Raw genomic sequence first — 25,054 nt, forward strand, 5'->3', positions numbered from 1 at the left:
AACTCCCGTGATGACCACCACCCTGCGGCCGACCGAGCCGCTCCAGCGGAATCCCGACGGGACGCGTTCGCGTCACTTCCACGTCTGCGTGAACAGCCGTCCCGTGGGGGAGGTGCGCCTCGGCACGGACCCCGTCTTCGGCGACGCCGTGGCCCGGATCGTCAGCCTGCGCATCGACGAACCCGACCGCCGGCGTGGCCGGGGCACGGTGGCGGCCCTCGCGGCGGAGGAGGTGGCGCGCGGCTGGGGCTGCCGCCGCATCGAGGTCACCGTCCCCGCCGAACCGGGCACCGCCCTCGCCCTCGCCACGGCACTCGGCTACGTCGTGCGCAACCGGACGATGGAGAAGGCCCTTCGCGCCACCCCGCCCGCCCTGCCCGACGGCGCCCGCGCACGCCCCATGACCGAGGAGGAGTTCGGCCCCTGGCAGGCCGAGAGCTCGGCCGACTACGCGCGGGAGTGGGCGCGTCGCGGGGTGCCTGAGGCGGAGGCGCTGGCCAAGGCCGCCGCCGACGAGGCGGCGCTGCTGCCTGACGGCCTCGCCACGGAGGACATGCTCCTCAGCGTCCTCGAACACGAGGGCGCGGTGGTCGGCACGCTCTGGCTCGCGGTGCGCGGGGAGCGCGCGTACGTGTACGACGTCGAGACCCGGCCCGCCCACCGGGGTCGCGGCCACGGACGCAGCCTCATGCTGCTCGCCGAGGCCCAGGCGGCCGCCGCGGGCAACCGGACCATCGGCCTCAACGTCTTCGCGGGCAACACCCCCGCCGAACGGCTCTACGACTCGCTCGGCTACACCGCGACCCGCTACTCGCTGTACAAGCCGCTGGTGTAGCGGCCGGGACGGAGGGGACGGCGGGGTCAGGCGTCCTGCCCGGTCAGCAGCCGGTCCGCGATCTCCTCGATCCGCTCGCGCAGCCCCTCCTGGCTCCTGCCGCCGTCGAGCCGCTCCCCGCCGATGACGTACGTGGGCGTCCCGGTCACCCCGATCGCCTTGCCCTCGGCCTGGTCAGCGTCGACCACCAGGATGTGCCGGCCGTCGATCAGGGCGGTGTCGACCTCGTCGGCGTCGAGGCCCAGCTCGCGGGCGACCTCGACCAGGACCGCATCGCCCCGGCGCTCCAGCTCCTCGACCCGGCCGAGCACGGCCTCCGCGTAGTCCCAGCCCCGGCCCTGCTCCCACGCCTCCTCGGCGGCCTGGGCCGCGGCGAAGGCGTGCTTGTGCTTCTCCAGCGGGAAGTGCCGCAGCCGGATCTCCAGCCGGTCGCCGTACCGGGCACGCAGGGCGCGCAGGTCGTCCAGGGCGGTCCGGCAGTCCGAACACTGCAGCTCGCACCACACGTCGAGGACAGGGGCGGCGGGGCGGGCGGGGGAGGAGTCACTCATGACCGACAGTCTTCCAGCCGCACCCCGGCACCACCCAATCCGGCCCCGGGCCCGCGTCCCCGGCCCGAGACCCTCAGGCGTGTGCCGACCGGCACCTTCGGAGGAGCCCGGACCCGGAGATGTCCCTGATGTCCGCCCCGGGCATGGCCGCTCGGGGCTCGGCGGGTGCAGGATGGAGAGGACGCCGGCGAAGCCCGTCGTGACCGCACGCACGCTGCCCTGGAGGACCGGATGATTGCCGAGACCGTCTGCTCCGCCGTCGCCGCGGCAGGCCTGGGCATCGCGGTGGTCACGGCCTACCGCAAGCGCTACCTGACGGCGACGCGCATCGCCGCCTACGCGCTCGTGCCGCTCGGTCTGGTGATGACCGGCGTCGTCGAGTGGCTCGCGGACACCGCTTTCAGTCCGGTCGCCTGGGCGGGCTTCGGCGTGCTGGGCCTGTCCTGGCTGATGTTCGCCACGACCCGCACGGTGGAGCGCCGGCGCGGCGGCATCCGCAAGGAACGCAAGGCGGCAAGGGAGGCGGCCACCCCCGCCGCCACGGCGCCCGGCGCGTCCGCGCCCGCCCTGGGACAGGCGCCCGCCCGCGGACAGAGCCCCGCGCCCCGGCAGAAGCCGGCCGCACAGGGGGACGACGACTTCAGCGACATCGAGGCCATCCTCAAGAAGCACGGCATCTGACCACCCAGGACCACATGCGTCACAGGGGGACCCGGACCGCGCGGAAGTGATCACGCTCTGACCGGTAGACCGCGCTTTCCGTGTGCGCACATGCTCTCCACGAGTGTTGATCGCGTCCGGCGCGTCCGATGCGTCATCATCGCGGCGAGATGCTGGACACGACACAGAGCGATGCCGCGCCGCAGCAGGGCGAGCCGCGCGGATGCCTCTTCGCCCTATCCCAGCCACCGCTGATGATCTTCCTTGCGGTGATCGGGTGTCTGCTGCTCACGGCCGCCTTGCACGACCTGCTGTGGCTGTGAGCCGTACCCGCGGTTCCCGGCGTCACCCGTCGGGACCGCGTCGGCCCGGCACCTCCCGTCACTCTCCGTGGCGGCTGGGGCGGATCAGCCCGCGGCCTCCTTGCGGCGTGCCCGGTAGGCGGCGACATGCAGCCGGTTGCCGCAGGTGCGGCTGTCGCAGTAGCGGCGCGAACGGTTGCGGGACAGGTCCACGAAGGCGTGCCGGCAGTCCGGGGCCTCGCAGCGGCGCAGGCGCTCCTGCTCGCCGGCGACCACGAAGAACGCCAACGCCATCCCGCAGTCGGCCGCCAGGTGGTCGGCCACGGACGCGCCGGGGGCGAAGTAGTGCACGTGCCAGTCGTAGCCGTCGTGGTCGGTGAGCCGGGGCGTGGTGCCGGCGGCCGCGATCAGTTCGTTGATCATCATGGCGGCGCTGCGGGCGTCGGGAGCGGCGAACACCGCGGCGAACCGGGCGCGGATCTTGCGCACGGCGGCCAGGTCGAACTCGGTGAGCACCCCGACCTCGCTGACCTCGTGGTCCCGTACGAACGCCTCGAGGGCGGCGACGTCCGCCAGTCCGTCCGGAGTCGCGTCGTCCTCCGGTGCGGTGTTCACCAGATCCACCACGGTGTCCAGCGCGCACCGGGTGTCATGGGTGATCAGCACGATTCGCTCCCTGGCCTGGGGGTCGGGCGGGCGCCCGCCGATGCTGGCCGATGGTAGTGGCTCCACCCCACCCCGCACCTCCCCGCTCCGCACACGGCTTCGATTCCAACGCAGAACCCCCGTGAACGGTTCCCGCCCACGACGCCCTTGCCAGGGAGGCCTGCGGGCGCCTTGGACGTACCTTCCAGGAAGCGCCCCGAAGGGGCGCGGGGAACTGCGCGCGCAGCCCCTGACGGCGCGCAGGGCCCTAGGCGCGCCCGCGGCCACGCCGACGCGCCCGCGCCCCGCACAACACACCGGCGTCGACCCACGGCAAGAAACCCGCGGCGTCGACGCCGATGCATCCTGTTGTTCAGGCCCGCGCCGTCACCCCGAGTCGACGGCGCCGGGCGGCTTCGAGGCGGCGCGCTAGCTTTCCGCCAGGATGTGCGAGAGCTCCTGATCGAGATCGAAGTGCCGGTGCTCCGTGCCGGGCGGCACGGCGGCGTCGGTGCGCTTCAGGAAGGACTCCAGAGCCCGTGCCGGGGCCTCGAGCAGGGCTTCCCCCTCCGGAGAGCTCAGGGCGATGCACACGACGCCCTGACCATGACTGCGCGACGGCCAGACGCGGACGTCGCCGGTGCCCGTGGGGCGGTGAAGTCCCTCGGCGAGGAGGTCGCGGGCGAACACCCACTCGACGGTTTCCTCGGCTCCGGTGTGGAAGGTGGCGTGCACGGCGTAGGGGTCGGCCGTGTCGTACCGCAGGCCTGCGGGGACAGGCAGGGAGGACTCGCTCGACACAACGAGGCGCAGGTGCAGCTCGCAGCTGACCGTGGTGTTCATAAGCGCCAGGGCCTTTCGCTCAGTGTGCGCTCGGGGATTCGCACGTCGGCGAAATCGACATGCCACCTACGGTGCCGTTGTAAACCCCTCTGAGTGTTTTGCGTGGGATTACGTAACTCTTCCGGCCGAGAGATCGTTCGTGTCCTGCGTCCATTCCGGTGATGTGTTCGGCTCGGGTAGTGTTGGGCTGCATGAACACGGGGAGTAACGAGTCCGGCGAGGTCGTGGCCGCGGCCCACGGGGTGACGGTGGACGAGAGCGAGCGTCGGGACGAGAGGGGACTCGGGTCGAGGGCGCCCGAGTTCGTGAAGGCGCGGCGGGCGCTGCATCTGAGCTGGCAGGTGGGGGTCTTCGTCGTCGGTCTGGCCGTGGTGGTGGCCGGCGTGATCATGCTTCCGCTGCCTGGCCCTGGATGGGTCGTGATCTTCGGCGGCATGGCGATCTGGGCGACCGAGTTCGTGTGGGCCCAGCTGGTGCTGCGCTGGACCAAGCGCAAGGTCACCGAGGCGGCCCAGCGGGCGCTGGACCCGCGGGTGCGTCGCCGCAACATCATCCTGACGTCGGTCGGCCTGGTGATCGTGGCCGCGCTGGCCGGCTTCTACCTGTGGAAGTTCGGTCTGCAGATGCCCTGGAAGATCAAGGACCAGTGACAGGGGCCGGGGCGCCGGTTCGTCCGGCCCCCGGCGCACACGGTGATCACGTCCGGTCGGTGGTCACAGTGGTCACGGGCACCCCTGACATGGGGTAATGTTCTTCCTGCGCCCGGGCGATTAGCTCAGTGGGAGAGCGCTTCGTTCACACCGAAGAGGTCACTGGTTCGAACCCAGTATCGCCCACCGGGATCAAGCGGCCCGGCTCACCAACAGTGAGCCGGGCCGCTTCGTCGTTGCCGGGACGGCCCGTCGACACCTCCCTCCGTCCCGTTCCGCTTCGCCCGTGCGTCACCCGACCGTGACCTGCCGCGTGCCCCGCAACGGCCGCCGCCGTTCCGTTCGACCGGTCGGCCGCGAGGCCGGGGACCTGCCGCTTTCCCTCCCGCCCGGGACGATTACCGGACGCCCCCGCCGCCCGGCGCCCGCGAGGCCTCGCCACCAATTCCTGTCCGAATCATTGACGCGCCCGTGGGCCCTCCGTACCTTGTGCCAGCAAGCGCTTACTTGAAACGATTCACGAGGCGGCCGGGACCGTCGCGGGGAGGCTCGTATGCAGCAGGGCAGGGGTGTGGAGAGGCGGACGGTCCTCAAAGCGGCGGGGGTCTCGCTCGCCGTCACGGGGCTCGGTGCGACGGCGACCGCCTGCGGTGGCGGAAGCGGTTCCGGCGACGGAACGGTGACGATCCGTTATGCGTGGTGGGGCGCCGAGGACCGGGCGCGGCGCATCAACAGGACCATCGATCTCTTCGAGAAGAAGTACCCGAAGATCAGGGTCAAGACCGACTTCCAGCCGTACACGGATTTCTGGAAGAAGTTCAACACGCAGGCCTCCGGCGGAAATCCGCCGGACGTCTTCCAGAATGCCATCGGATTCCTCCGCAAATACGATGCGAAGAATGTGCTCCTGGACCTCAAGGAGCAGGTCAAGGCCGGCAACCTGCGCATGGAGGGATTCCGGGCGGGCCTCGACACGTTCGGCGAGATCGACGGCAAACTCCTCGGCGTGCCCGTGGGGTCCAACTCGATGGCCCTCGTCATCGACAAGCCGGTCTACGCCCGCGCCGGTGTCACTCCCGAAACGGGCTGGACCTGGGACGATTTCGACGAGGCGATGGCCCGGGTGCGCGACCGGACGGGCCGCGCCGGCGACAGCGGCATGTACGGCGTCATGTACCTCTACGACCTGTACCTGCGTCAGAACGGCAAGGCGTTCTTCACCGAGGACGGTCTCGGTTTCACCGAGGCGGATCTGACCCGGTGGTGGACGAAGGCGGAGAAGGGCGTGCGGTCCGGACTCTTCGCCGACCCCAAGAAGGTCGCCCAGATCAAGCCCAAGTCGGCGCTCTCCGCCGAACTCGCGGGCTCCGAGTTCACCTGGGACAACTTCACCGTCCGCTACACCTCCGAGGGCAGGAGCGAGTACGGTCTCGCGCCGATCCCCACCACCGACGGCAAGCGGACCGGCCAGTACCTCGGCTCGCTGATGCTGAGCGCCTCCAGGCGCACCCAGCACCCGGTGGAGGTCGCCAAGTTCATCGACTTCATGGTGCACGACCCCGAGGTCGCCAAGATCATGGGCTACGACCGGGGCGTGCCCGCCACCACGGCGCAGTACGAGGCGTACCGGCCCACCGACGCGGTGAACAAGGCGATCGCCGCCTACGAGGAGTCCCTCGTGCAGGCGGGCGTGCTGGAGCCCATCACCCCGCACCCGAACGGCGCCGACATCTGCGAGGCCGCGTTCCTGCGCATCGGCGAGGAGCTGGGCCTGGGCAAGCGGTCGGTGCCCGACGCCGTCGAACAGTTCTTCAACGAGTCGAAGACCGCCCTCAGCAGCTGATGGGAACCGCCGTGACACACGCCCCCGCGACGGAGGTCCGGGCGAAGGACCCCGAGCCGCGGCACAGTCCGGACACACCCCCGCGCCCTGCCGACCTGAAGCGGCGGGGGCACCGGGAGAACCTGGCCGGCTATCTCTTCATGTCCCCGTGGATCGCCGGGTTCCTGCTGCTGACGGCGGGCCCGATGGTCGCCTCGCTCTACTTCGCGTTCACCGACTACAACCTGTTCGACGCCCCGCGCTGGATCGGCCTGGACAACTTCTCCGAGATGTTCGGCGACCCGCGCTGGCGCCACTCGGTGCGGGTCACCCTCTGGTACGTCGTCGTCGGCACGCCCGTCAAACTGCTCGTGGCGCTCGGCGTGGCCCTGCTGCTCGCGCAGAAGCGGCGCGGGCAGGCCTTCTACCGTGCCGCGTTCTACGCGCCGTCGCTGATCGGCGCGAGCGTGTCGGTCGCCATCGTCTGGAAGGCGATCTTCTCGGACGACGCGATCGTCGACCGGACGCAGAAGGTGTTCGGCATCGGCGCCGGCGGCTGGACCGGCGACCCGGACCTCATCATCTACAGCCTGGTCGCCCTGACGGTCTGGCAGTTCGGCGCGCCGATGGTCATCTTCCTGGCCGGGCTGAAGCAGGTGCCGCGGGAGCTGTACGAGGCGGCCGACGTCGACGGGGCCGGCAAGCTGCGGCAGTTCTGGAACATCACCCTGCCGATGATCTCGCCGGTGCTGTTCTTCAACGTCCTGCTGGAGACGATCCACTCGTTCCAGATCTTCAGCTCCGCCTACATCGTCGGCGGCGGCGCGGGCGGCAACGCCTGCGGTCCGGCGGACGGCTCCATGGTCTACACCTGCTATCTGTACGTCCAGGGCTTCGAGAACAGCCGGATGGGCCTGGCCTCCGCCATGGCGTGGATGTTGCTGGTCGCGGTCGCCCTGGTCACGGCGGTGCTGTTCCGGTCCCAGAAGCGCTGGGTGCACTACGAGGAGGGCGGCCGATGACCGCACAGGCCACCGACATCACCCGCACCCCGTCGGCGAAGGGCGCGCTGCGGCGCCGGCTGCCCGGCTCGCTCGCCTGGCACCTCGTGGCGCTGACGCTCCTGGCGGTGATCCTCTACCCGGTGGTGTGGGTGATCGGAGGGTCGTTCAAGGCGAGCGAGGACATCGTCGGCAGCCTGGACCTCTTCCCGGCCGACCCGATCGTGTCCAACTACACCAGCCTCGCCGATGGCATCGCCGACATCCCCGTCTCCACCTTCTTCTTCAACTCGCTGTTCCTCGCGGTGGGTTCGGTGATCGGCATCCTGATCTCCTGCTCGCTCACCGCCTACGCCTTCGCCAGGATCCGGTTCGCGGGCCGCAATCTGCTCTTCACGCTCATGATCGGCACGCTGCTGCTGCCGTACCACGTGCTGCTGATCCCGCAGTACGTGCTGTTCCGCAACCTGGAGATGATCAATACGTACACCCCGCTGCTGCTGGGGAAGTACCTGGCCACGGAGGCGTTCTTCGTCTTCCTGATGGTGCAGTTCATGCGGAACCTGCCCCGGGAGCTGGACGAGGCGGCCCGGCTCGACGGCTGCGGGCATCTGCGCATCTACTGGTCGATCGTGCTGCCGCTGTGCCGGCCGGCCCTGATCACCAGCGCCATCTTCACCTTCATCAACGCCTGGAACGACTTCATGGGCCCGCTGATCTACCTCAACGAGCCCGGCAAGTACACGGTCTCCCTCGGGCTGAAGATGTTCGTCGACCAGGAAGGGCTCGCCAACTACGGCGGCATGATCGCCATGTCCCTGGTCGCGCTGCTGCCCGTGCTGGCCTTCTTCCTCGCCTTCCAGCGCTATCTCATCGACGGCATGGCGACCTCCGGACTGAAGGGCTGAGTGAGCTGACGATGTCCCTGGCACGCACCGATTCGAGGGCCTGGGGAAGGTTCGCGCTCTTCGCCGAGTGCCTGCTGACCGGCGTGTGGATCGCGCTGGCCGCGCTGCCGCTGGTCACCTACCCCGCCGCGCTGGCGGCGGGCGCCCGGCACCTGCGCCGCCATCTGGCCCACCAGCAGGGCGGATGGCGGGAGTTCACGGCCGACTTCCGGGCGGCGGTGCGCGGCGGCCGGATCGTCGGGCTCGCCGGATGGGCGGCCGTCGCCGTGGTGTGGACCGACCTGCGCGCCGTACGGGCCGGACTGCCGGGCGGCCCGCTGGTCGGGGCCGTCGGGGTGCTCGCGCTCATCGGGGCGGCGGCCGCGCTGCTGCGGGCGGCGGCGCTGTGGCGGCCCGGCGTGTCCTGGCGGCCGCTGATGGCGCGGGCCGGGCGGCACACCGTCCGCGACCCCGCCGGATCCTTCCTGCTCATCGGCGGGCTGGCCGTCGTGGTCTGCTCCGCCTGGTTCAGCACCCCCCTCGCGGTGCCCGCGCTGGGGGCCGTCACGGCGGCCGCCGTCGCCGTGGAGGAACGTCACCGGCACCGCTGACGGGCGGTGCCTCCTACGGGGTGGGCGCTCCGGCACCACATCTCCGTCTGTCATGCCCCTGACATAAGCGCAGCACCCGGCAGCCATGGAAAGGACGGGCCATGTCCCCCATCCCCCGCAGAACTCTCATCAAGGCGGTCGCCGTCGCCGGAGCCGCCGCCCAGGCCGGCCTGGCCCTCGGCGAGAGGGAAGCCGCCGCGGCGCCCGCCACCGCGCCCGGCGTCTCCGACCCGGTGACCCTGGACTGGCTGGAGGAGGACGGACCGGGCGCCGCCCCGGGCTCCACCGTCGGCGTCCCCTGGCCCCGCGGCGCCCATCCGGAGACCCGGACCTTCGCCGTGACGGACGCCGACGGCAAGGACGTCCCCGTCCAGACCTGGCCGCTCGCGTACTGGCCCGACGGCTCCCTCAAGTGGACCGCGCACGCCGTCATTTCCGGCACCGGTCGGCTCACTCTGAAGACCGGCACGCCCGCCGCACCCGACAAGAAGGTCACCGTCACCCGACGCGGCGCCACCGTCACCGTCTCCACCGGCGTCATCACCGCCCGGATCGGCACCGGCGGCGACACCCTGGTCCGCTCGGTCACCCGCGGCTCGACCGAGATCGCCCGCGACGGACGCCTCGTCGTGCTGCGCCAGCCCGAGATCGAGGACGGCGACCGCACCACCGTCCGCACCGAGCGGTTCGACGGCACCGTCTCCGGCGTCACCGTCGAGCAGGACGGCCCCGTCCGCGCGGTCGTCCGCGTCGACGGCACCCACCGCAAGGGCCGCGACACCCTGCTGCCCTTCTCCGTACGCCTCTACTTCTACGCGGGCGCCGACTCCTTCCGCATGGTGCACACCATCACCTACGACGGGAAGCAGGAACCCGGCAGCGCCAAGGGCGACTTCGTGCGCGGCATCGGCGTCCGCTTCTCCGTCCCGCTGCGCGACGCGACGTACGACCGGCACATCCGGCTCGGCGGCGAGGGCGAGGGGATGCTCCGGGAGGCGGTCAAGGGGATCACAGGGCTGCGCCGTGACCCGGGGACCGCCGTGCAGGAGGCCCAGTTCGAGGGCCGCAGGCTGCCCGACCCGACCACCTGGGACCAGCGCGTGACCAGCCGCTTGCAGTACATCCCCGAATGGGGCGACTACACCCTCTCCCAGCTGTCCGCCGACGGCTTCACCGTCCGCAAGCGCACCAGGAAGGGCCACGGCTGGATCGGCGCCGGCGGCGGGCGGCGCGCCTCCGGCTTCGGCTACGTCGGCGGCGTCAGCGGCGGCCTCTCCTTTGGGCTGCGCGACTTCTGGGAGAAGCACCCCGCCCAGCTCGACGTCCGCGACGCGCACACCGACACCGCCGAGGTCACCCTCTGGCTCTGGTCACCCGAGGCCCAGCCCATGGACCTGCGCTTCTACCACGACGGCATGGGCCAGGACACCTTCCCCGAACAGCTCGAGGGCCTCAACATCACCTACGAGGATTACGAGCCCGGCTTCGGCACGCCCTACGGCATCGCCCGCACCTCCGAGCTGCTGTTCTGGGCCGAGGCCGCCACCCCGGACGCCGACCGGCTCGCCGCCCGCGCACGCGCCGTACGCGTGCTGCCGCAGCTCGCCGCGCCGCCCTCGCAGCTGATCACCGCCGGCGTCTTCGGCAAGGGCCTCTTCGCCGAGCCCGACCGCTCCACCCCCGCCAAGGAGAAGATCGAGGACCACCTCGACTTCCTCTTCGCCTACTACAAGGACCAGGTGGAGCAGCGCCGCTGGTACGGCTTCTGGGACTACGGCGACATCATGCACACCTACGACACCGTCCGGCACCAGTGGCGCTACGACGTCGGCGGCTACGCCTGGGACAACAGCGAACTCTCGCCCGACCTGTGGCTCTGGTACGCCTACCTGCGCTCGGGGCGCGCCGACATCTTCCGCTTCGCCGAGGCCATGACCCGCCACACCGGCGAGGTCGACGTCTACCACCTCGGCGAGTGGGCCGGGCTCGGCACCCGGCACGGCGTCCAGCACTACGCCGACAGCGCCAAGCAGCAGCGCATCGCCAACACCACCTACCGGCGCTTCTACTACTTCCTCACCGCCGACGAACGCACCGGCGACCTCATGCACGCCAACGTCGACAGCGACGAGACCTTCCTGGCCCTGGACCCGCTGCGCAAGATCCGCACCGAGCCGTACGCCCCGGATTGCAACGCCCTGTCCATCGGCTTCGGCACCGACTGGAGCGGCCTGGTCTCCGCCTGGCTCACCGAGTGGGAACGCAAGGGCCCCCAGTGGCGGAAGGCCCGGGCGCGCGTGCTCTCCACCATGGAGACCATCGCCGCCCAGCCCAACGGCTTCGTCCAGGGCAGCGGCCTGTACGACCTGGACACCGGCCGGTTCGCCGTCGCCGGCACACCGAAGGTGGAGGTCTCCCACCTGTCCGCCGTCTTCGGCCTCAACGAACTGTGCGCCGAACTGATCGACCTCGTCGACATGCCCGAGTTCGAGCAGGCGTACTACGACTACTGCCGCTGGTTCAACGCCACCAAGGCCGAACAGGCCGCGCGCTACGGCACCGACTTCGGCAGCCTGATCCTCTTCCAGGGCCACTCCCGCCTCGACGCCTACGCCGCCGTGCGCACCGGGGACGAGGCGCTGGCGCAGCGGGCGTGGGCCAAGTTCTACGACTCCGACGGGTACAAGGAGTCCGCGCCCTGGAAGACCGAGAAGGTGAGCGGTCCCACCGCCCTGGTCGCAGGCAGTGAGGCCCCCTGGGTCTCCACCAACGACACCGCCCTGTATGGACTCGCCGCCATAGAGAACCTCGCACTCCTGGGGGACCGCATGCCGTGACGCACGAGGCGGGCGCGGGCGGGCACACTCCGTACATGGACCGGAACCATTACCGCTTCCGCACCGTATGGACGCTGTCCGCGCCCGCCGCGACCGTGTACGGCGTGCTGGAGCGGATCGAGGAATACCCCCGGTGGTGGCCGCAGGTGCGGGAGGTCGCCCGCCTCGACGACACCACCGGCATCGTCACGATCCGCTCCGTCCTCCCGTACGACCTCACCTTCACCCTGCGGGAGGGGCGGCGGGACCGGGAGAACGGCGTGCTGGAGGCCGGGCTGTCCGGTGACATCGACGGCTGGGCGCGGTGGACCGTCACCGACCTGGGCGCGCACGGCTGCCTCGCCCACTACGAGCAGGAGGTCGACGTCCGGGCGCGGCTGCTGCGGCTGCTCGCCGTGCCCGGCCGGCCGCTCTTCCGGGCCAACCACGCGCTGATGCTGCGGGCCGGGCGGCGCGGACTGGCGGCGCACCTTCAAGCGGTTTGAACGAAGCGTCCCGACCCCTGTATTGTTCAGTGCGTTCCCGGGCGATTAGCTCAGTGGGAGAGCGCTTCGTTCACACCGAAGAGGTCACTGGTTCGAACCCAGTATCGCCCACGCTCGCGAGAGCGACGTGTGTCCGCCGAAAACGCGGACCACGTCGCTCTCTTCGTGTTCTGCCCGGGTTCGCCGCGCGTTGTGGGAGCTCCGCCACCCACGCCCCCGGCCCACGATGCCGTGGGCCGGTGAGTGAGGTCACGCCGCCGCCGGCAGGTCCGGGCGCAGGGGCCAGGCCGGGTCGACGATCTCCTCCGTTCCGGTGCGCGCGAACCACGCCTGCAGGCCCCGCGCCTGTGCCGCGTGCCACACCGCCTGCAACGTGTGCAGCTCACCGGGGGACAGCCGCTCCAGCCGGGACGCGAACCGGCGGCCCACCGCCCGGGTGACCTCCAGCGCGGCCGTCGCGTCCGCCGCCGCGTCGTGCGCCTCCTCCAGTTCCACCTCGTAGTGCGCGCACAGATCGGCCAGCGTGCGGCGCCCCTTGCGGTAGCGGTCCAGATGCTTGTCCAGCACCCGCGGATCCAGCACCAGCAGCGGCGACCGCTCGAACCAGCGGTCCAGCGACGACGCCCGGTGCCGGCGCAACTCCCGGTCCAGCAGCGTCAGATCGAACGGCGCGTTCATCACCACCACCGGCCGGCCCACCGCCGCCTGCTCCGCCAGCGCCTGCGCCACCTCGTACATCACCGGTGCCGGCCAGCGGCCGTTGCGCTGCAGATGCTCCTCCGTCAGCCCGTGCACCTCGGTCGCCGCGGCCGGCACCGGCACGCCCGGATTCACCAGCCAGCGGGTCACCCGCGGCCGGGTGCCCGGCGCGTCCTGGACGACGAGAGCGGCCGACACGATCCGGTCGGTCTCGACGTCCACACCCGTGGTCTCCGTGTCGAAGGCGGCCAGCGGCCCCTCGTACCAGCACGTCATACCCACCAACCCCTCGCTCACCATCAACAGTTGACACGCGGTCGACCGCTCGGACCGGTGATACCCGCCCTGTTTGCGCGCTACGCGGGGAGGAGACAACACGAGTACGGGTCTTTGCAGTTCAGCGACCCGCGCATGGGATTCGACTGTTCTGGAAGGCTGTTGGTCATGGCCATCGCGCAGCCCGAACGGGGCGGGCTGCTGCCGGAGCGCACACCGGCCTCTCGCGGCACCCTCGCCACCACCGCCTGCATGGAGACCCTGCAGGTCGGCTATCTCCACGCCGTCGCCGCGGCGGCGGGCTGCTCGCTGTCCCAGCCCTTCCCCGACAACGGCATCGACTGGCACGTCAGCCACAGCGCGCCCGGACACCTCGTCGACGACGAGGTCACCATCAAGGTGCAGCTCAAGGCCACGTCACAGATCGCCCCGCACCCCCGGGGACGCTCCTTCTCCTTCACCCTGGACAACGCCCACCTGGAGAAGCTCGCCCGCACCCCGGTCTCCGTGCACAAGATCCTCGTCGTGATGATCCTGCCTCGCTCCCAGGACGACTGGCTGCGCGCCGGACACGACCGGCTCGACCTGCGCCACTGCTGCTACTGGGTCAACCTCGCCGGACACCCCGTCACCGGCCGCCGCCGCACCACCGTACGGATCCCGACCTCACGCATCTTCGACGACCGCGCGCTGTGCGAGATCATGACGCGGGTCGGCAGGGGAGGCAGACCATGACCCACCGTCCCACCGGGGAGCCCGCCCGGCCCGCCCGCCCGCACCCCGCCGACGCCTTCCCCGACACACAGCCGCCCGAGGCCGCCGGCACCGACCCCGCCGTGCTCACCGCCCTGCTGCGCCGGCACGGCTGGCAGCGGCGCGGCGGCGCCCCCGGTCGCTACGGCCGGTGGGCCCCGCCCGGCCCGGGCACCGGCACCAGCCTGCTCGTGCCGGCCGGCCGTGCCTTCCCCGACAGCGAGGACCTGCTCGCCGAGGCCCTGGACGCGCTGTCCCGCAGCGGCACGCCCTCCGCCCGCCAGATCCTGCTCGCCCTCGCCGTCCCCAGCGACGAGATCCGCTGGTCCCGCGACCTGCCGCCCGGTCCAGGCGACGCCGTCGCCTGGACCGCGGAGGAACAGCTGAGGACCGCCGCCCGCCGCACCCTGCTCGCCGCCGCGCTCGCCACCCGCGCCCGCGCCGGCTACCACGGCGCCCGCCACCGGCGCCCGGCCGCCGCTGCGCTGGAGGGCGTGCTGGTGGGCCCCGCGCCGGACGGCCGCGGCCTCACCGCCTTCGTGCCCGTCGCCACCGGCCGCCCGCTGGCCGTGAGTCTGTTCCACGCCCTGCACGCCGCCCGCGAGGCCGTCGACCACCGGCGGGCCACCGGCTCCATGGACGCCTTCGGCACCGCCGTCGGCGCGGGCGTCAGCCACGAGTTCACCGAGGCCCTCGTCGCCCTGGTGCGGGGGACCGAGGGCGCCCGGGTCGGCGTGGACTGGTCGCCGGCGGCCGGGGTGCCCGAGGGCTGCGCGGCCGCCGGTCCCGTGGAGTTCTCGCCCGGCGACCTGCCCGCGCTCATCGAGGCCGGCCGCCGCTACCAGCGAGCGGAGCCCTCCGTCACCGTCACGGTCACCGGGGCGGTCGTGCGGATGTACCGGGCACAGGCCGGGGACGTCGGCCTGGTGCGGCTGCGGGTGCTCGCGGGCGCCGACGTAGGGCACCTCCGCGTCACGCTCGGCGAGGAGGACTACCGGATCGCCGGGCACGCCCACCTCATGGGGCTGCCGGTGCGGATGCGCGGGCGGCTGGCCGGACGCAGCGGGTTCCGGCGTCTCACCGAGGTCCGCGGGGTCGCGCCGGTCCAGGTCGACGAGGCCGAACGCGACCGGCTGCTCAAGGTGCTGCAGGAGAGCGCGGACGACTTCGGCGATGCCTTCGGGCCGGCCCGCGACGGCTGATTTCGCCTGCACCGGTCCCGGGTCGGTACGATCGCACCCATGCGTGCGCTCCGGTATGGCGCCGCGACCACAGCCTTCAGTCAGGAGAGACCGGTGTCAGACGTCCGTGTGATCATCCAACGCGATTCCGAGCGGGAAGAACGCGTGGTGACGACGGGCACTACGGCCGCCGAGCTCTTCGCCGGCGAGCGCTCGGTCATCGCCGCTCGGGTGGCCGGCGAGCTCAAGGACCTCTCGTACCAGGTCCAGGACGGCGAGACCGTCGAGGGCGTCGAGATCTCCTCCGAGGACGGCCTCAACATCCTGCGCCACTCCACCGCGCACGTGATGGCCCAGGCCGTGCAGGAGCTGTTCCCCGAGGCCAAGCTGGGCATCGGCCCCCCGGTCCGGGACGGCTTCTACTACGACTTCGACGTGGAGAAGCCCTTCACGCCCGAGGATCTCAAGGCCATCGAGAAGAAGATGCAGGAGATCCAGAAGCGCGGCCAGCGCTTCTCCCGCCGCGTGGTGACCGACGAGGCCGCCCGCGAGGAGCTCGCCGACGAGCCGTACAAGCTGGAGCTGATCGGCCTCAAGGGCTCCGCCTCGCACGACGACGGCGCGGACGTCGAGGTCGGCGCCGGTGAGCTGACGATCTACGACAACATCGACGCCAAGACCGGCGAGCTGTGCTGGAAGGACCTCTGCCGCGGTCCCCACCTGCCCACCACCCGGAACATCCCGGCGTTCAAGCTGATGCGCAACGCGGCCGCCTACTGGCGCGGCAGCGAGAAGAACCCGATGCTCCAGCGCATCTACGGCACCGCCTGGCCCTCCAAGGAGGAGCTGAAGGCGCACCTGGAGTTCCTCGCCGAGGCCGAGAAGCGCGACCACCGCAAGCTCGGCAGCGAGCTCGACCTGTTCTCCATCCCGGAGCAGATCGGCTCCGGCCTCGCCGTCTTCCACCCCAAGGGCGGCATCATCCGCCGGGTCATGGAGGACTACTCGCGCCGCCGGCACGAGGAGGAGGGCTACGAGTTCGTCTACACCCCCCACGCGACGAAGGGGAAGCTCTTCGAGACCTCGGGCCACCTGGACTGGTACGCCGACGGCATGTACCCGCCCATGCAGCTCGACGAGGGCGTGGACTACTACCTCAAGCCCATGAACTGCCCGATGCACAACCTGATCTTCGACGCGCGCGGCCGCTCCTACCGCGAACTGCCGCTGCGTCTCTTCGAGTTCGGGACCGTGTACCGGTACGAGAAGTCGGGCGTCGTGCACGGCCTGACCCGGGCCCGCGGCTTCACCCAGGACGACGCGCACATCTACTGCACCCGCGAGCAGATGTCCGAGGAGCTCGACAAGACCCTCACCTTCGTCCTGAACCTGCTGCGCGACTACGGCCTCACCGACTTCTACCTGGAGCTGTCCACCAAGGACCCGGAGAAGTTCGTCGGCTCGGACGAGGCCTGGGAGGAGGCGACCGAGACGCTGCGCCAGGTCGCCGAGAAGCAGGGCCTGCCGCTGGTCCCGGACCCGGGCGGCGCCGCCTTCTACGGGCCGAAGATCTCCGTGCAGGCGAAGGACGCCATCGGCCGCACCTGGCAGATGTCGACCATCCAGCTCGACTTCAACCTGCCGGAGCGGTTCGACCTGGAGTACACCGCCGCGGACGGCACCAAGACCCGCCCGGTCATGATCCACCGTGCGCTGTTCGGCTCCATCGAGCGGTTCTTCGCGGTGCTCCTGGAGCACTACGCGGGCGCCTTCCCGGCGTGGCTGGCCCCGGTCCAGGCGCTCGGCATCCCGATCGGCGACGCGCACGTCGACCACCTGGAGAAGTTCGCGGACGCGGCCCGCAAGCAGGGTCTGCGCGTCGAGGTGGACTCCTCCTCCGACCGTATGCAGAAGAAGATCAGGAACGCCCAGAAGCAGAAGGTGCCCTTCATGGTCATCGCGGGCGACGAGGACATGGCGAACGGCGCGGTGTCCTTCCGCTACCGCGACGGCTCGCAGGAGAACGGCATCCCCGTCGACGAGGCCATCGCCAAGATCGTGAAGGTCGTCGAGGAGCGGGCGCAGGTCTGACCCGTACGCGCAGAAGCCCCCGGGAGCGATCCCGGGGGCTTTTTGCCGCGGTCCCGCGGTCACGCCATATGCTGCACGCATGACGAGTGAGCCGGAGCAGCAGTTGGGAGTGGGGACGCAGGACGCGTTCCAGCGTCTGTGGACGCCCCACCGGATGGCCTACATCCAGGGCGAGAACAAGCCGAGCGGCCCCGGCGCCGGCGACGGCTGCCCCTTCTGTTCCCTCCCGGCCGAGTCCGACGAGGACGGGCTGATCCTGCGCCGCGGCGAGCTGGTGTACGCGGTGCTCAACCTGTACCCGTACACCGGCGGCCATCTGATGACCGTGCCCTACCGGCACGTGGCCGACTACACCGAGCTCACGGCCGAGGAGACGGCGGAGCTCGCCGCGCTCACCAAGCAGGCGATGACCGCGCTGCGCACGGCGTCGGGCGCGCACGGCTTCAACATCGGCATGAACCAGGGCACGGTCGCGGGCGCGGGCATCGCCGCCCACCTGCACCAGCACGTCGTCCCGCGCTGGGGCGGCGACACCAACTTCATGCCGGTCATCGGCCACACCAAGGTGCTGCCGCAGCTGCTGGCCGACACCCGCAAGATGCTCGCCGAGGCCTGGCCGACGGCCTGACGCCCTGTACCGGGGGAGGCGGGGTCCGCGGCAGCGCACCCCGCCCGCCGGACGCCTACGCGTCGTACAGGTCGGCCTTGCTCGGCGTCGCCTCCTGCACCGCCGTGGACAGGGAGGAGGAGCGGGAGCCGAACTTGGTGGTGTCCACGCCGTTCTCCTCCAGCACCTTGATCGCCGCGGAGTGCACCACACGCAGCACCGGTGTCGCCGCCCGCAGCGCGTCGTCCGCCATGAACCGGTGCCGCCAGGGCTTGTCCGCCCAGGCGTGCCGCAGTCCGAACGGCTCGGGCAGGGTCAGCTTGCCGCCCAGCCAGTACAGCAGCGGAGGGTAGTTGGTCAGGGGCGCGCGGGCGGCCAGGCGCACCACCTCGTCCGAGTCGACCAGCGGGAGCTTGACCTTCCGGGTCTCCCAGAACTTGACCGACTTCTGGACCTCCTTCTCCTTCGCCGCCGGCTTGGTGGTGAAGAGGGAATGCACCGGCCCCAGGGCATGCCCGGTGACCTCGATGCGCAGCGTCTCGTGCAGCACGGTCACCGTGATCAGCATCGTGATCACCAGCTGGCCGTCCCACAGGGTCCACTGCACGCCCAGGTAGTGCCGGTCGCCCGCGCCGAACTGCTGCTTGTTGCAGATCTCCTGCACGGCGTGCTGTTTCACCTGGTACGCCTCGACGTCCGTGCCCTCGGGCCGGGTGACCGCCGTGGCGTTCTCCCCGATGGGGGTGACGATCCAGTGGCGTATCGACGGCTTGGGGAAGCCGCCCGTGTTCAGCGGGCCGCGCTCCAGCATGCGCAGCCGGTCGTGGATGGCCTTGATGACGTCCCAGCTGCGGAACGGGTGGATCTCGCGGTCGGGGTCGGCCGGCGCCAGGTCCTCGGCGAGCTGCCAGCTGCCCCAGCGGGTGCCCATCCCGAGGATGCCCTTGGGACCGGCGTAGAAGACGGAGTTGGACTGCTGCTCGGCGCTGAGCCGGGCCAGCGACTGGCGCAGCTGCTCGGCCGCCGTCTCGCCGGGGCTGCTCGGCACCGCCTCGGGCACCTTGGCGCCGATGCTGCTGCCCGACAGCAGGCTGTCCCAGCGTTCCCGCAGGTCACGAGCGGTGCGCTCGCAGATCTGCTTGGCCCAGAACCAGCCCAGCACCGGGGCCACGACCGCCGCGCGCGCGTACCAGGCCCAGAACCCGGTGAACGGCATGCGCAGCAGGAACAGCACAGCCAGGGCGCCGACGCCGACCAGCAGGGCGGTGGCGAGCGCGCCGGCCCGCTTGTCGTCGCGCTTGGCCATCGTCGTGCGGATCTGGAACACCAGCAGCCAGACCAGCAGGCCGGGCAGGAACAGCAGCCCGCACAGCACCATCACGGCGGTCAGCCAGTTGTCGCGCTCGCGGCGGATGCGGTGGGCCGCCAGCGCGTGCTCCACGACCACCTGCGGCTGGGTCCCGAAGGACTGGATGAGCGGGGCGCGGCCCGAGCCCAGCATCCGGTCGATGATCGCCCGGGAGAACGCCTCGCCCAGATTGGGCCGGAACAGCTTGATCCGCGGCTTGCCGACCTCCGACTTGTGCCACTCGCTGTTGGCCTTGAGTATCTCCTCGGCCTCGTTGTCCCGGTAGGCCGCCGAGGCCAGCGCGAACGTGGGTGTCTGACCCTCGTCGCCCGTACGCGGTACCTGCGGACCGAAGAACTCCGCGTAACCGCTCTCAACGGTCATTCCCGCCCCCGATCGCCGCGACTGTCGTCTTGCGGCCTTCCCGACTTCCGTGCTGCGCACACCTGTTGATCAGGTGTTCAGCGTATAGGCAGCCACCGCCGTGCGCCGGGGGTCGTTCCAAGCCGTTCTCCGGTACGGGGGAGGTGTCGCGGAGTGAAGCGGAAGCGCGACCGCGCACACGGGCGCCCGCCGGAGTGACCGGCGGGCGCCCGGCGCGTCAGGAGGCCGCGTGCGCCTCCCCTTTGACCCGTTCCGCGACCTGCGGCGGCATCGGTTCGTGCCGGACGTAGCGGCGGCTGAAGCGTGCGGTGCCGTGCGACAGCGACCGCAGGTCGACGGCGTACCGGCCGATCTCGATCTCCGGCACCTCCGCGCGGATCAGCGTGCGTCCGCCGGGCGACTGCTCGGTGCCCAGGACCCGGCCGCGGCGCCCGGACAGGTCGCTCATCACTGTGCCCACGTAGTCGTCGCCGACCAGCACGGACACCTCGGCCACCGGCTCCAGCAGATGGATCCTCGCGTCCGCCGCGGCCTCCCGCAGCGCCAGCGCGCCCGCCGTCTGGAACGCGGCGTCCGAGGAGTCCACCGAGTGGGCCTTGCCGTCCAGCAGCGTCACCCGCACGTCGACGAGCGGATGCCCCGCCGCGACTCCCTTCCGAGCTTGGGCCCTTATGCCCTTCTCCACCGACGGGACGAACTGGCGCGGCACGGCGCCGCCGACGACCTTGTCCACGAACTCGATGCCCGAGCCGTTCGGCAGCGGCTCCACCTCGATCTCGCAGATCGCGAACTGCCCGTGCCCGCCGGACTGTTTGACGTGCCGTCCGCGCCCGGACGCCCTGCCGCCGAACGTCTCCCGCAGCGACACCCGGTGCGGCACCACGTCGACCTGTACGCCGTACCGGCTGCGCAGCCGCTCCAGCGCCACGTCCGCGTGCGCCTCGCCGAGACACCACAGCACCACCTGGTGGGTGTCCTGGTTCTGCTCGAGCCGCATCGTCGGGTCCTCGGCCACCAGCCGCGAGAGCCCCTGCGACAGCTTGTCCTCGTCGGCCTTGCTGTGCGCCTCGATGGCCTGCGGCAGCAGCGGGTCGGGCATCTCCCACGGCTCCATGACGAGAGGGTCGTCCTTCGAGGACAGGGTGTCGCCCGTCTCCGCGCGGGACAGCTTCGCCACGCACGCCAGGTCGCCCGCGATGACGTGCGACACGGGCCGCTGCACCTTGCCGAACGGCGTGGACAGGGCGCCGACCCGCTCGTCGACGTCGTGGTCCTCGTGGCCCCGGTCGGTCAGCCCGTGCCCGGAGACGTGCACGGTCTGGTCGGCGCGCAGCGTCCCGGAGAAGACCCGGACCAGTGACAGCCGTCCCACGTAGGGGTCGGAGGAGGTCTTCACGACCTCCGCGACCAGCGGGGCGTCCGGGTCGCACGGCTTCAGCTCGCGCGGCCTGCCGTCCAGCGTGGTCACCTGCGGGGTGCCGTGCTCCAGCGGGGTCGGGAAGCCGCCCGTGATCAGGTCGAGCAGTTCCACCGTGCCGAGTCCCTGCCGGGCGCCGGGGGCGGCGGGCGCGGCGGCCAGGACGGGGAAGAAGACGCCCCGCGCCACCGCGCGTTCCGCGTCGTCGATCAGCGTCCTGACGTCGACGTCCTCACCGCCGAGGTAGCGGTCCATGAGGGTCTCGTCCTCGCTCTCGGAGATAATTCCCTCGATCAGCCGGCCGCGTGCCTCCTCGATCAGCGGAACCTGGTCACCGACCGGTTCGTTCGCCACGCGCTCGCCGCTCGAGTAGTCGAACAGCTTCCGCGTCAGCAGCCCGATCAGGCCGGTCACCGGCGCGTGCCCGTCCGGCCCCTCGGGGCCGCGCAGCGGCAGGTACAGCGGCAGCACCGCGTCCGGGTCGTCCCCGCCGAAGGTCTCCGCGCAGACCCGGGTCATCTCCTCGAAGTCGGCGCGGGCCGCCTCCAGGTGCGTGACGACGATCGCGCGGGGCATGCCGACCGCCGCGCACTCGTCCCACACCATGCGGGTCGAACCGTCCACGCCGTCCGCGGCCGAGACGACGAAAAGGGCCGCGTCCGCCGCTCGCAGACCGGCCCTGAGCTCCCCGACGAAGTCGGCGTAGCCGGGGGTGTCCAGAAGGTTGACCTTGATGCCGTTCCACTCCACGGGCACCAGGGAGAGCTGCACCGAACGCTGCTGCCGGTGCTCGATCTCGTCGTGGTCGGAGACGGTGCCGCCGTCCTCCACGCGGCCCGCCCGGTTCACCGCCCCCGCGGTCAGTGCGAGGGCCTCCACCAGAGTCGTCTTGCCCGATCCGGAGTGGCCGACCAGCACCACGTTCCGTACGGACGTGGGACGGTCGGCCGCCTGTGCCCTGCCGGCGGCCCCGGGGTGTGTGTGCGCCTTGTCGCCCATGATCCTGCCTCCCGTGCACGGTGAGGTCACTGTGGGCGCGGACCCGTGGAAGCCTTCCCCGGACCCCGTCCGGGGGCATCGCCTGCGGTGCGGCTCCGGCGGCGCCCGCGGTTCTTCGAGCTTTCCACTCCCGTCACGGCGCGTCCATACGAAGGACGTGATCGCCCCTCGCGTCCCCGGTCCCGGCGATGCGCCGCGGCGCCCCCCGCGCGCGGTCCGGGTGCCCCGCAGTCACGCCCGCGCGCGGTGACTACGATGGGCCCGCCGGTGGCCAGCAGGGGCCACACGGCCACACCGACCGTCGGGAAGGCCATGCTGAACAAGTACGCGCGTGCATTTTTCACGCGTGTCCTCACACCGTTCGCCGCGTTTCTCATCCGGCGGGGGGTCAGCCCCGACACGGTCACGCTCATCGGCACCGCGGGCGTGGTGGCCGGCGCGCTGGTGTTCTATCCGCGCGGCGACTTCTTCTGGGGCACGGTCGTCATCACGCTGTTCGTGTTCTCCGACCTGGTCGACGGCAACATGGCCCGCCAGCTGGGCCGTTCCAGCCGCTGGGGCGCCTTCCTCGACTCCACCCTCGACCGGGTCGCCGACAGCGCGGTTTTCGGCGGCTTCGCCCTGTGGTACGCGGGCTCCGGCGACGACAACGTGCTGTGCGCGGTGTCGATCTTCTGCCTCGCCAGCGGCCAGGTGGTGTCGTACACCAAGGCGCGCGGCGAGTCGATCGGGCTGCCGGTCGCCGTCAACGGTCTGGTGGAGCGGGCCGAGCGGCTGGTGATCTCGCTGGTCGCGGCCGGGCTCGCGGGCATGCACGCGTTCGGCGTGCCCGGCATCCAGTACCTGCTGCCGATCGCCCTGTGGGTGGTCGCCGTCGGCAGCCTCGTCACGCTGATCCAGCGTGTGGTCACCGTGCGCCGCGAGTCCGCCGAGGCGGAGGCCGCGGAGCAGCAGCAGGCGCTGGGGAGCGAGGCGGACCGGTGAGCGCCCGGGAGCGCCTCACCGACGCCCTGTACGGCGCCGGCTGGGGCACCGTGAAGAAGCTGCCCGAGCCGGTCGCGGTGCGCCTCGGGCGGACCATCGCCGACGCCGCCTGGAAACAGCGCGGCAAGGGCGTGCTGCGGCTGGAGAGCAACTACGCACGCGTGGTGCCGGGCGCGAGCCCCGAGCGGCTCGCCGAGCTGTCCCGCGCGGGGATGCGGTCTTATCTGCGGTACTGGATGGAGTCCTTCCGGCTGCCCGCCTGGAGCCCGGAGCGCATCGCCGACTCTCTCACCGTGGAGGGCCTGCACCACCTCCACGAGGGCATGGCGGCCGGCAAGGGCGTCGTCCTGGCGCTGCCGCACCTCGCCAACTGGGACCTGGCCGGCGCCTGGGTCACCACCAGGCTCGGCGTACCGTTCACCACCGTCGCCGAGCGCCTGAAGCCGGAGACGCTGTACGACCGGTTCGTCGCCTACCGGGAGGGCCTCGGCATGGAGGTCCTCCCGCACAGCGGCGGCTCCGCCTTCGGCACACTCGCCCGGCGGCTGCGCGACGGCGGCCTGGTCTGCCTGGTCGCCGACCGCGACCTGTCCGCCTCGGGCGTCGAGGTGAGCTTCTTCGGCCATGCCGCCCGCATGCCCGCGGGGCCCGCCCTGCTGGCCCAGCACACCGGGGCGCGGCTGCTGCCCGTGACCCTCTGGTACGACGAGCCGCCCGTGATGCAGGGCCGGGTGCATCCCCCGGTCGAGGTTCCCGCGTCAGGTACGCGCGCCGAGAAGACGTCTGTGATGACACAGGCGCTGGCCGACGCCTTCGCCACGGGAATCGCCGAGCACCCGGAGGACTGGCACATGCTGCAGCGCTTGTGGACCGAGGACCTCGACCCCGCGCACGCCCCCGAGCGCGACCGGGAGGGCACGGCGTGAGGATCGGCATCGTCTGCCCGTACTCCTGGGACGTGCCGGGCGGCGTCCAGTTCCACATCCGCGACCTGGCCGAGTACTTCCTCCGCCAGGGGCACGAGGTGTCCGTCCTCGCCCCGGCCGACGACGACACCCCGCTGCCCCCGTACGTCGTCTCCGCGGGCCGCGCGGTGCCGGTGCCCTACAACGGCTCGGTGGCCCGGCTGAACTTCGGGTTCCTGTCCGCCGCGCGGGTCCGGCGCTGGCTGCACGACGGCTCCTTCGACGTGGTGCACATCCACGAGCCGTCCTCGCCGTCCCTTGGCCTGCTGACCTGCTGGGCGGCACAGGGCCCGCTGGTGGCGACCTTCCACACCTCCAACCCGCGCTCCAAGGCCATGATCGCCGCGTACGCCATCCTCCAGGCGGCCCTGGAGAAGATCAGCGCGCGGATCGCGGTGAGCGAGTACGCCCGGCGCACCCTCGTCGAGCACCTCGGCGGCGACGCGGTGGTCATCCCCAACGGGGTCGACGTCGACTTCTTCGCCAAGGCCGAGCCCAAGCCTCAGTGGCAGGGCGACACCATCGGCTTCATCGGCCGCATCGACGAGCCCCGCAAGGGCCTGCCGGTGCTGATGCGGGCCCTGCCGAAGATCCTCGCCGCCCGCCCGCAGACCCGGCTGCTGGTGGCCGGGCGCGGCGACGAGGAGGAGGCCGTGGAGTCGCTGCCGGCGGAGCTGCGGTCGCGCGTGGAGTTCCTCGGCATGGTCAGCGACGAGGACAAGGCACGGCTGCTGCGCAGCGTGGACCTGTACGTGGCGCCCAACACGGGCGGCGAGAGCTTCGGCATCATCCTCGTCGAGGCGATGTCGGCGGGCGCGCCGGTGCTCGCCTCCGACCTGGACGCCTTCGCCCAGGTCCTCGACCAGGGCGCGGCCGGCGAGCTGTTCGCCAACGAGGACGCGGACGCGCTCGCGGACGCGGCGGTACGCCTCCTGGGCGACCCCGAGCGCCGCGAGGAACTCCGCGCGCGGGGCAGCGCCCATGTGCGCCGCTTCGACTGGTCGACGGTCGGCGCGGACATCCTCTCCGTCTACGAAACGGTCACGGCAGGCGCGGCGGCGGTGGCGACGGACGACAGGGCGACGGGCCTGAGAGCCCGGCTGGGGCTCGCGCGGGACTGAACGCCCCGAAGGGGCGCGGGGAACTGCGCGACCAGCCCCCGACGGCCCGCCCCCGGTGTCGCGACCGCCCCCGGGGCGCAGCCCCACGACAGAGCCCGGC

The 25,054-nt window shown here is 71.5% G+C and carries 23 protein-coding genes and 2 tRNA genes; 19 read left to right on the forward strand and 6 right to left on the reverse strand.

All coding sequences use genetic code 11. From position 1 onward, the window contains the following. The first annotated feature begins 10 nt into the window (after positions 1–10). The gene (locus ELQ39_RS26595) at positions 11–835 is read left to right on the forward strand and encodes a GNAT family N-acetyltransferase (protein ID WP_242594341.1); all 825 of its coding nucleotides are present in this window, start codon (positions 11–13) and stop codon (positions 833–835) included. A 26-nt stretch (positions 836–861) separates the two neighbouring features. Here the strand turns inward: ELQ39_RS26595 and ELQ39_RS26600 are convergent, their stop codons facing one another. Continuing rightward, positions 862–1,386, reverse strand: coding sequence for a DsbA family protein (locus ELQ39_RS26600; protein WP_242594342.1), 525 nt, complete (start codon positions 1,384–1,386; stop codon positions 862–864). Positions 1,387–1,617: 231 nt separating this feature from the next. Here ELQ39_RS26600 and ELQ39_RS26605 point away from each other — a divergent pair, with 231 nt between their 5' ends. Next, complete coding sequence (locus ELQ39_RS26605; protein ID WP_242594343.1) at positions 1,618–2,067, forward strand: hypothetical protein; 450 nt, start codon at positions 1,618–1,620, stop codon at positions 2,065–2,067. 149 nt (positions 2,068–2,216) lie between these two features. Then, positions 2,217–2,369, forward strand: a complete 153-nt coding sequence (locus tag ELQ39_RS26610) for a hypothetical protein (protein WP_190004184.1) — start codon at positions 2,217–2,219, stop codon at positions 2,367–2,369. Between the two features lie 84 nt (positions 2,370–2,453). On the opposite strand, the gene ELQ39_RS26615 is transcribed toward ELQ39_RS26610, so the two are convergent. Together ELQ39_RS26615 and ELQ39_RS26620 are read right to left on the reverse strand one after the other, a co-directional pair. Beyond that, positions 2,454–3,014, reverse strand: coding sequence for a CGNR zinc finger domain-containing protein (locus ELQ39_RS26615; protein WP_190004185.1), 561 nt, complete (start codon positions 3,012–3,014; stop codon positions 2,454–2,456). 408 nt (positions 3,015–3,422) lie between these two features. Beyond that, positions 3,423–3,836, reverse strand: a complete 414-nt coding sequence (locus ELQ39_RS26620) for an SsgA family sporulation/cell division regulator (RefSeq protein ID WP_004002642.1) — start codon at positions 3,834–3,836, stop codon at positions 3,423–3,425. Between the two features lie 191 nt (positions 3,837–4,027). On the opposite strand from ELQ39_RS26620, the gene ELQ39_RS26625 reads away from it, so the two are divergent. From ELQ39_RS26625 to ELQ39_RS26665, 9 genes are all read left to right on the forward strand, one after another. Next, positions 4,028–4,486: a TIGR02611 family protein gene (locus ELQ39_RS26625; protein ID WP_225642813.1), complete on the forward strand. Its 459-nt coding sequence runs from the start codon at positions 4,028–4,030 to the stop codon at positions 4,484–4,486. Positions 4,487–4,600: 114 nt separating this feature from the next. Then, a tRNA-Val gene (locus ELQ39_RS26630) sits at positions 4,601–4,672 on the forward strand. Positions 4,673–5,039: 367 nt separating this feature from the next. After that, positions 5,040–6,329 carry an ABC transporter substrate-binding protein gene (locus ELQ39_RS26635; RefSeq protein ID WP_242594344.1) on the forward strand — a complete coding sequence of 430 codons (1,290 nt, stop codon included), beginning with the start codon at positions 5,040–5,042 and terminating at the stop codon, positions 6,327–6,329. Then, complete coding sequence (locus ELQ39_RS26640) at positions 6,329–7,330, forward strand: carbohydrate ABC transporter permease (RefSeq protein ID WP_242594345.1); 1,002 nt, start codon at positions 6,329–6,331, stop codon at positions 7,328–7,330. The genes ELQ39_RS26635 and ELQ39_RS26640 overlap by 1 nt, the downstream gene beginning before the upstream one ends. Continuing rightward, a complete protein-coding gene (locus tag ELQ39_RS26645) occupies positions 7,327–8,217 on the forward strand; it encodes a carbohydrate ABC transporter permease (RefSeq protein ID WP_242594346.1) in 891 nt (296 codons plus the stop codon). Before ELQ39_RS26640 ends, ELQ39_RS26645 begins: the two co-directional genes overlap by 4 nt. Positions 8,218–8,228: 11 nt before the next feature. Next, positions 8,229–8,807 carry a hypothetical protein gene (locus ELQ39_RS26650; protein WP_225626824.1) on the forward strand — a complete coding sequence of 193 codons (579 nt, stop codon included), beginning with the start codon at positions 8,229–8,231 and terminating at the stop codon, positions 8,805–8,807. Between the two features lie 101 nt (positions 8,808–8,908). Next, positions 8,909–11,644 (forward strand): exo-rhamnogalacturonan lyase family protein, encoded by a 2,736-nt coding sequence (locus ELQ39_RS26655; RefSeq protein WP_242594348.1) that lies wholly within the window; start codon positions 8,909–8,911, stop codon positions 11,642–11,644. Positions 11,645–11,679: 35 nt separating this feature from the next. Continuing rightward, positions 11,680–12,129 (forward strand): SRPBCC family protein, encoded by a 450-nt coding sequence (locus ELQ39_RS26660; protein ID WP_190004192.1) that lies wholly within the window; start codon positions 11,680–11,682, stop codon positions 12,127–12,129. A gap of 39 nt (positions 12,130–12,168) precedes the next feature. Further along, positions 12,169–12,240, forward strand: a tRNA-Val gene (locus ELQ39_RS26665). Positions 12,241–12,378: 138 nt separating this feature from the next. Here ELQ39_RS26665 and ELQ39_RS26670 read toward each other — a convergent pair. Beyond that, positions 12,379–13,104, reverse strand: coding sequence for a 3'-5' exonuclease (locus ELQ39_RS26670; protein ID WP_190004193.1), 726 nt, complete (start codon positions 13,102–13,104; stop codon positions 12,379–12,381). Between the two features lie 168 nt (positions 13,105–13,272). Here ELQ39_RS26670 and ELQ39_RS26675 point away from each other — a divergent pair, with 168 nt between their 5' ends. The 4 genes from ELQ39_RS26675 (at position 13,273) to ELQ39_RS26690 (ending at position 17,757) form a co-directional block, all read left to right on the forward strand. Next, positions 13,273–13,839, forward strand: a complete 567-nt coding sequence (locus ELQ39_RS26675; protein WP_242594350.1) for a DUF4365 domain-containing protein — start codon at positions 13,273–13,275, stop codon at positions 13,837–13,839. Next, positions 13,836–15,059 (forward strand): hypothetical protein, encoded by a 1,224-nt coding sequence (locus tag ELQ39_RS26680; protein ID WP_242594352.1) that lies wholly within the window; start codon positions 13,836–13,838, stop codon positions 15,057–15,059. Before ELQ39_RS26675 ends, ELQ39_RS26680 begins: the two co-directional genes overlap by 4 nt. 93 nt (positions 15,060–15,152) lie before the next feature. Beyond that, positions 15,153–17,129: a threonine--tRNA ligase gene (thrS, locus tag ELQ39_RS26685; protein WP_242594354.1), complete on the forward strand. Its 1,977-nt coding sequence runs from the start codon at positions 15,153–15,155 to the stop codon at positions 17,127–17,129. 79 nt (positions 17,130–17,208) lie between these two features. Next, positions 17,209–17,757, forward strand: a complete 549-nt coding sequence (locus tag ELQ39_RS26690; RefSeq protein WP_190004197.1) for an HIT family protein — start codon at positions 17,209–17,211, stop codon at positions 17,755–17,757. 55 nt (positions 17,758–17,812) lie between these two features. On the opposite strand, the gene ELQ39_RS26695 is transcribed toward ELQ39_RS26690, so the two are convergent. Together ELQ39_RS26695 and ELQ39_RS26700 are read right to left on the reverse strand one after the other, a co-directional pair. Beyond that, positions 17,813–19,468: a hypothetical protein gene (locus ELQ39_RS26695; protein WP_190004198.1), complete on the reverse strand. Its 1,656-nt coding sequence runs from the start codon at positions 19,466–19,468 to the stop codon at positions 17,813–17,815. Positions 19,469–19,685: 217 nt separating this feature from the next. Beyond that, on the reverse strand, positions 19,686–21,884 hold the full coding sequence (locus ELQ39_RS26700) for an elongation factor G-like protein EF-G2 (RefSeq protein ID WP_242594356.1): 2,199 nt from the start codon (positions 21,882–21,884) through the stop codon (positions 19,686–19,688). A 255-nt stretch (positions 21,885–22,139) separates the two neighbouring features. Here ELQ39_RS26700 and pgsA point away from each other — a divergent pair, with 255 nt between their 5' ends. Genes pgsA through ELQ39_RS26715 form a run of 3 tightly spaced genes read left to right on the forward strand, consistent with a single transcriptional unit; the run spans position 22,140 to position 24,954 of the window. Then, positions 22,140–22,868: a phosphatidylinositol phosphate synthase gene (gene pgsA / locus ELQ39_RS26705; protein ID WP_242595663.1), complete on the forward strand. Its 729-nt coding sequence runs from the start codon at positions 22,140–22,142 to the stop codon at positions 22,866–22,868. After that, the gene (locus tag ELQ39_RS26710) at positions 22,865–23,794 is read left to right on the forward strand and encodes a phosphatidylinositol mannoside acyltransferase (RefSeq protein ID WP_242594358.1); all 930 of its coding nucleotides are present in this window, start codon (positions 22,865–22,867) and stop codon (positions 23,792–23,794) included. Before pgsA ends, ELQ39_RS26710 begins: the two co-directional genes overlap by 4 nt. Then, complete coding sequence (locus tag ELQ39_RS26715; protein ID WP_190004201.1) at positions 23,791–24,954, forward strand: glycosyltransferase family 4 protein; 1,164 nt, start codon at positions 23,791–23,793, stop codon at positions 24,952–24,954. Before ELQ39_RS26710 ends, ELQ39_RS26715 begins: the two co-directional genes overlap by 4 nt. Positions 24,955–25,054: the final 100 nt, after the last annotated feature.

Source organism: Streptomyces sp. GB4-14 (assembly GCF_022696125.1).
Classification (GTDB): domain Bacteria; phylum Actinomycetota; class Actinomycetes; order Streptomycetales; family Streptomycetaceae; genus Streptomyces; species Streptomyces werraensis.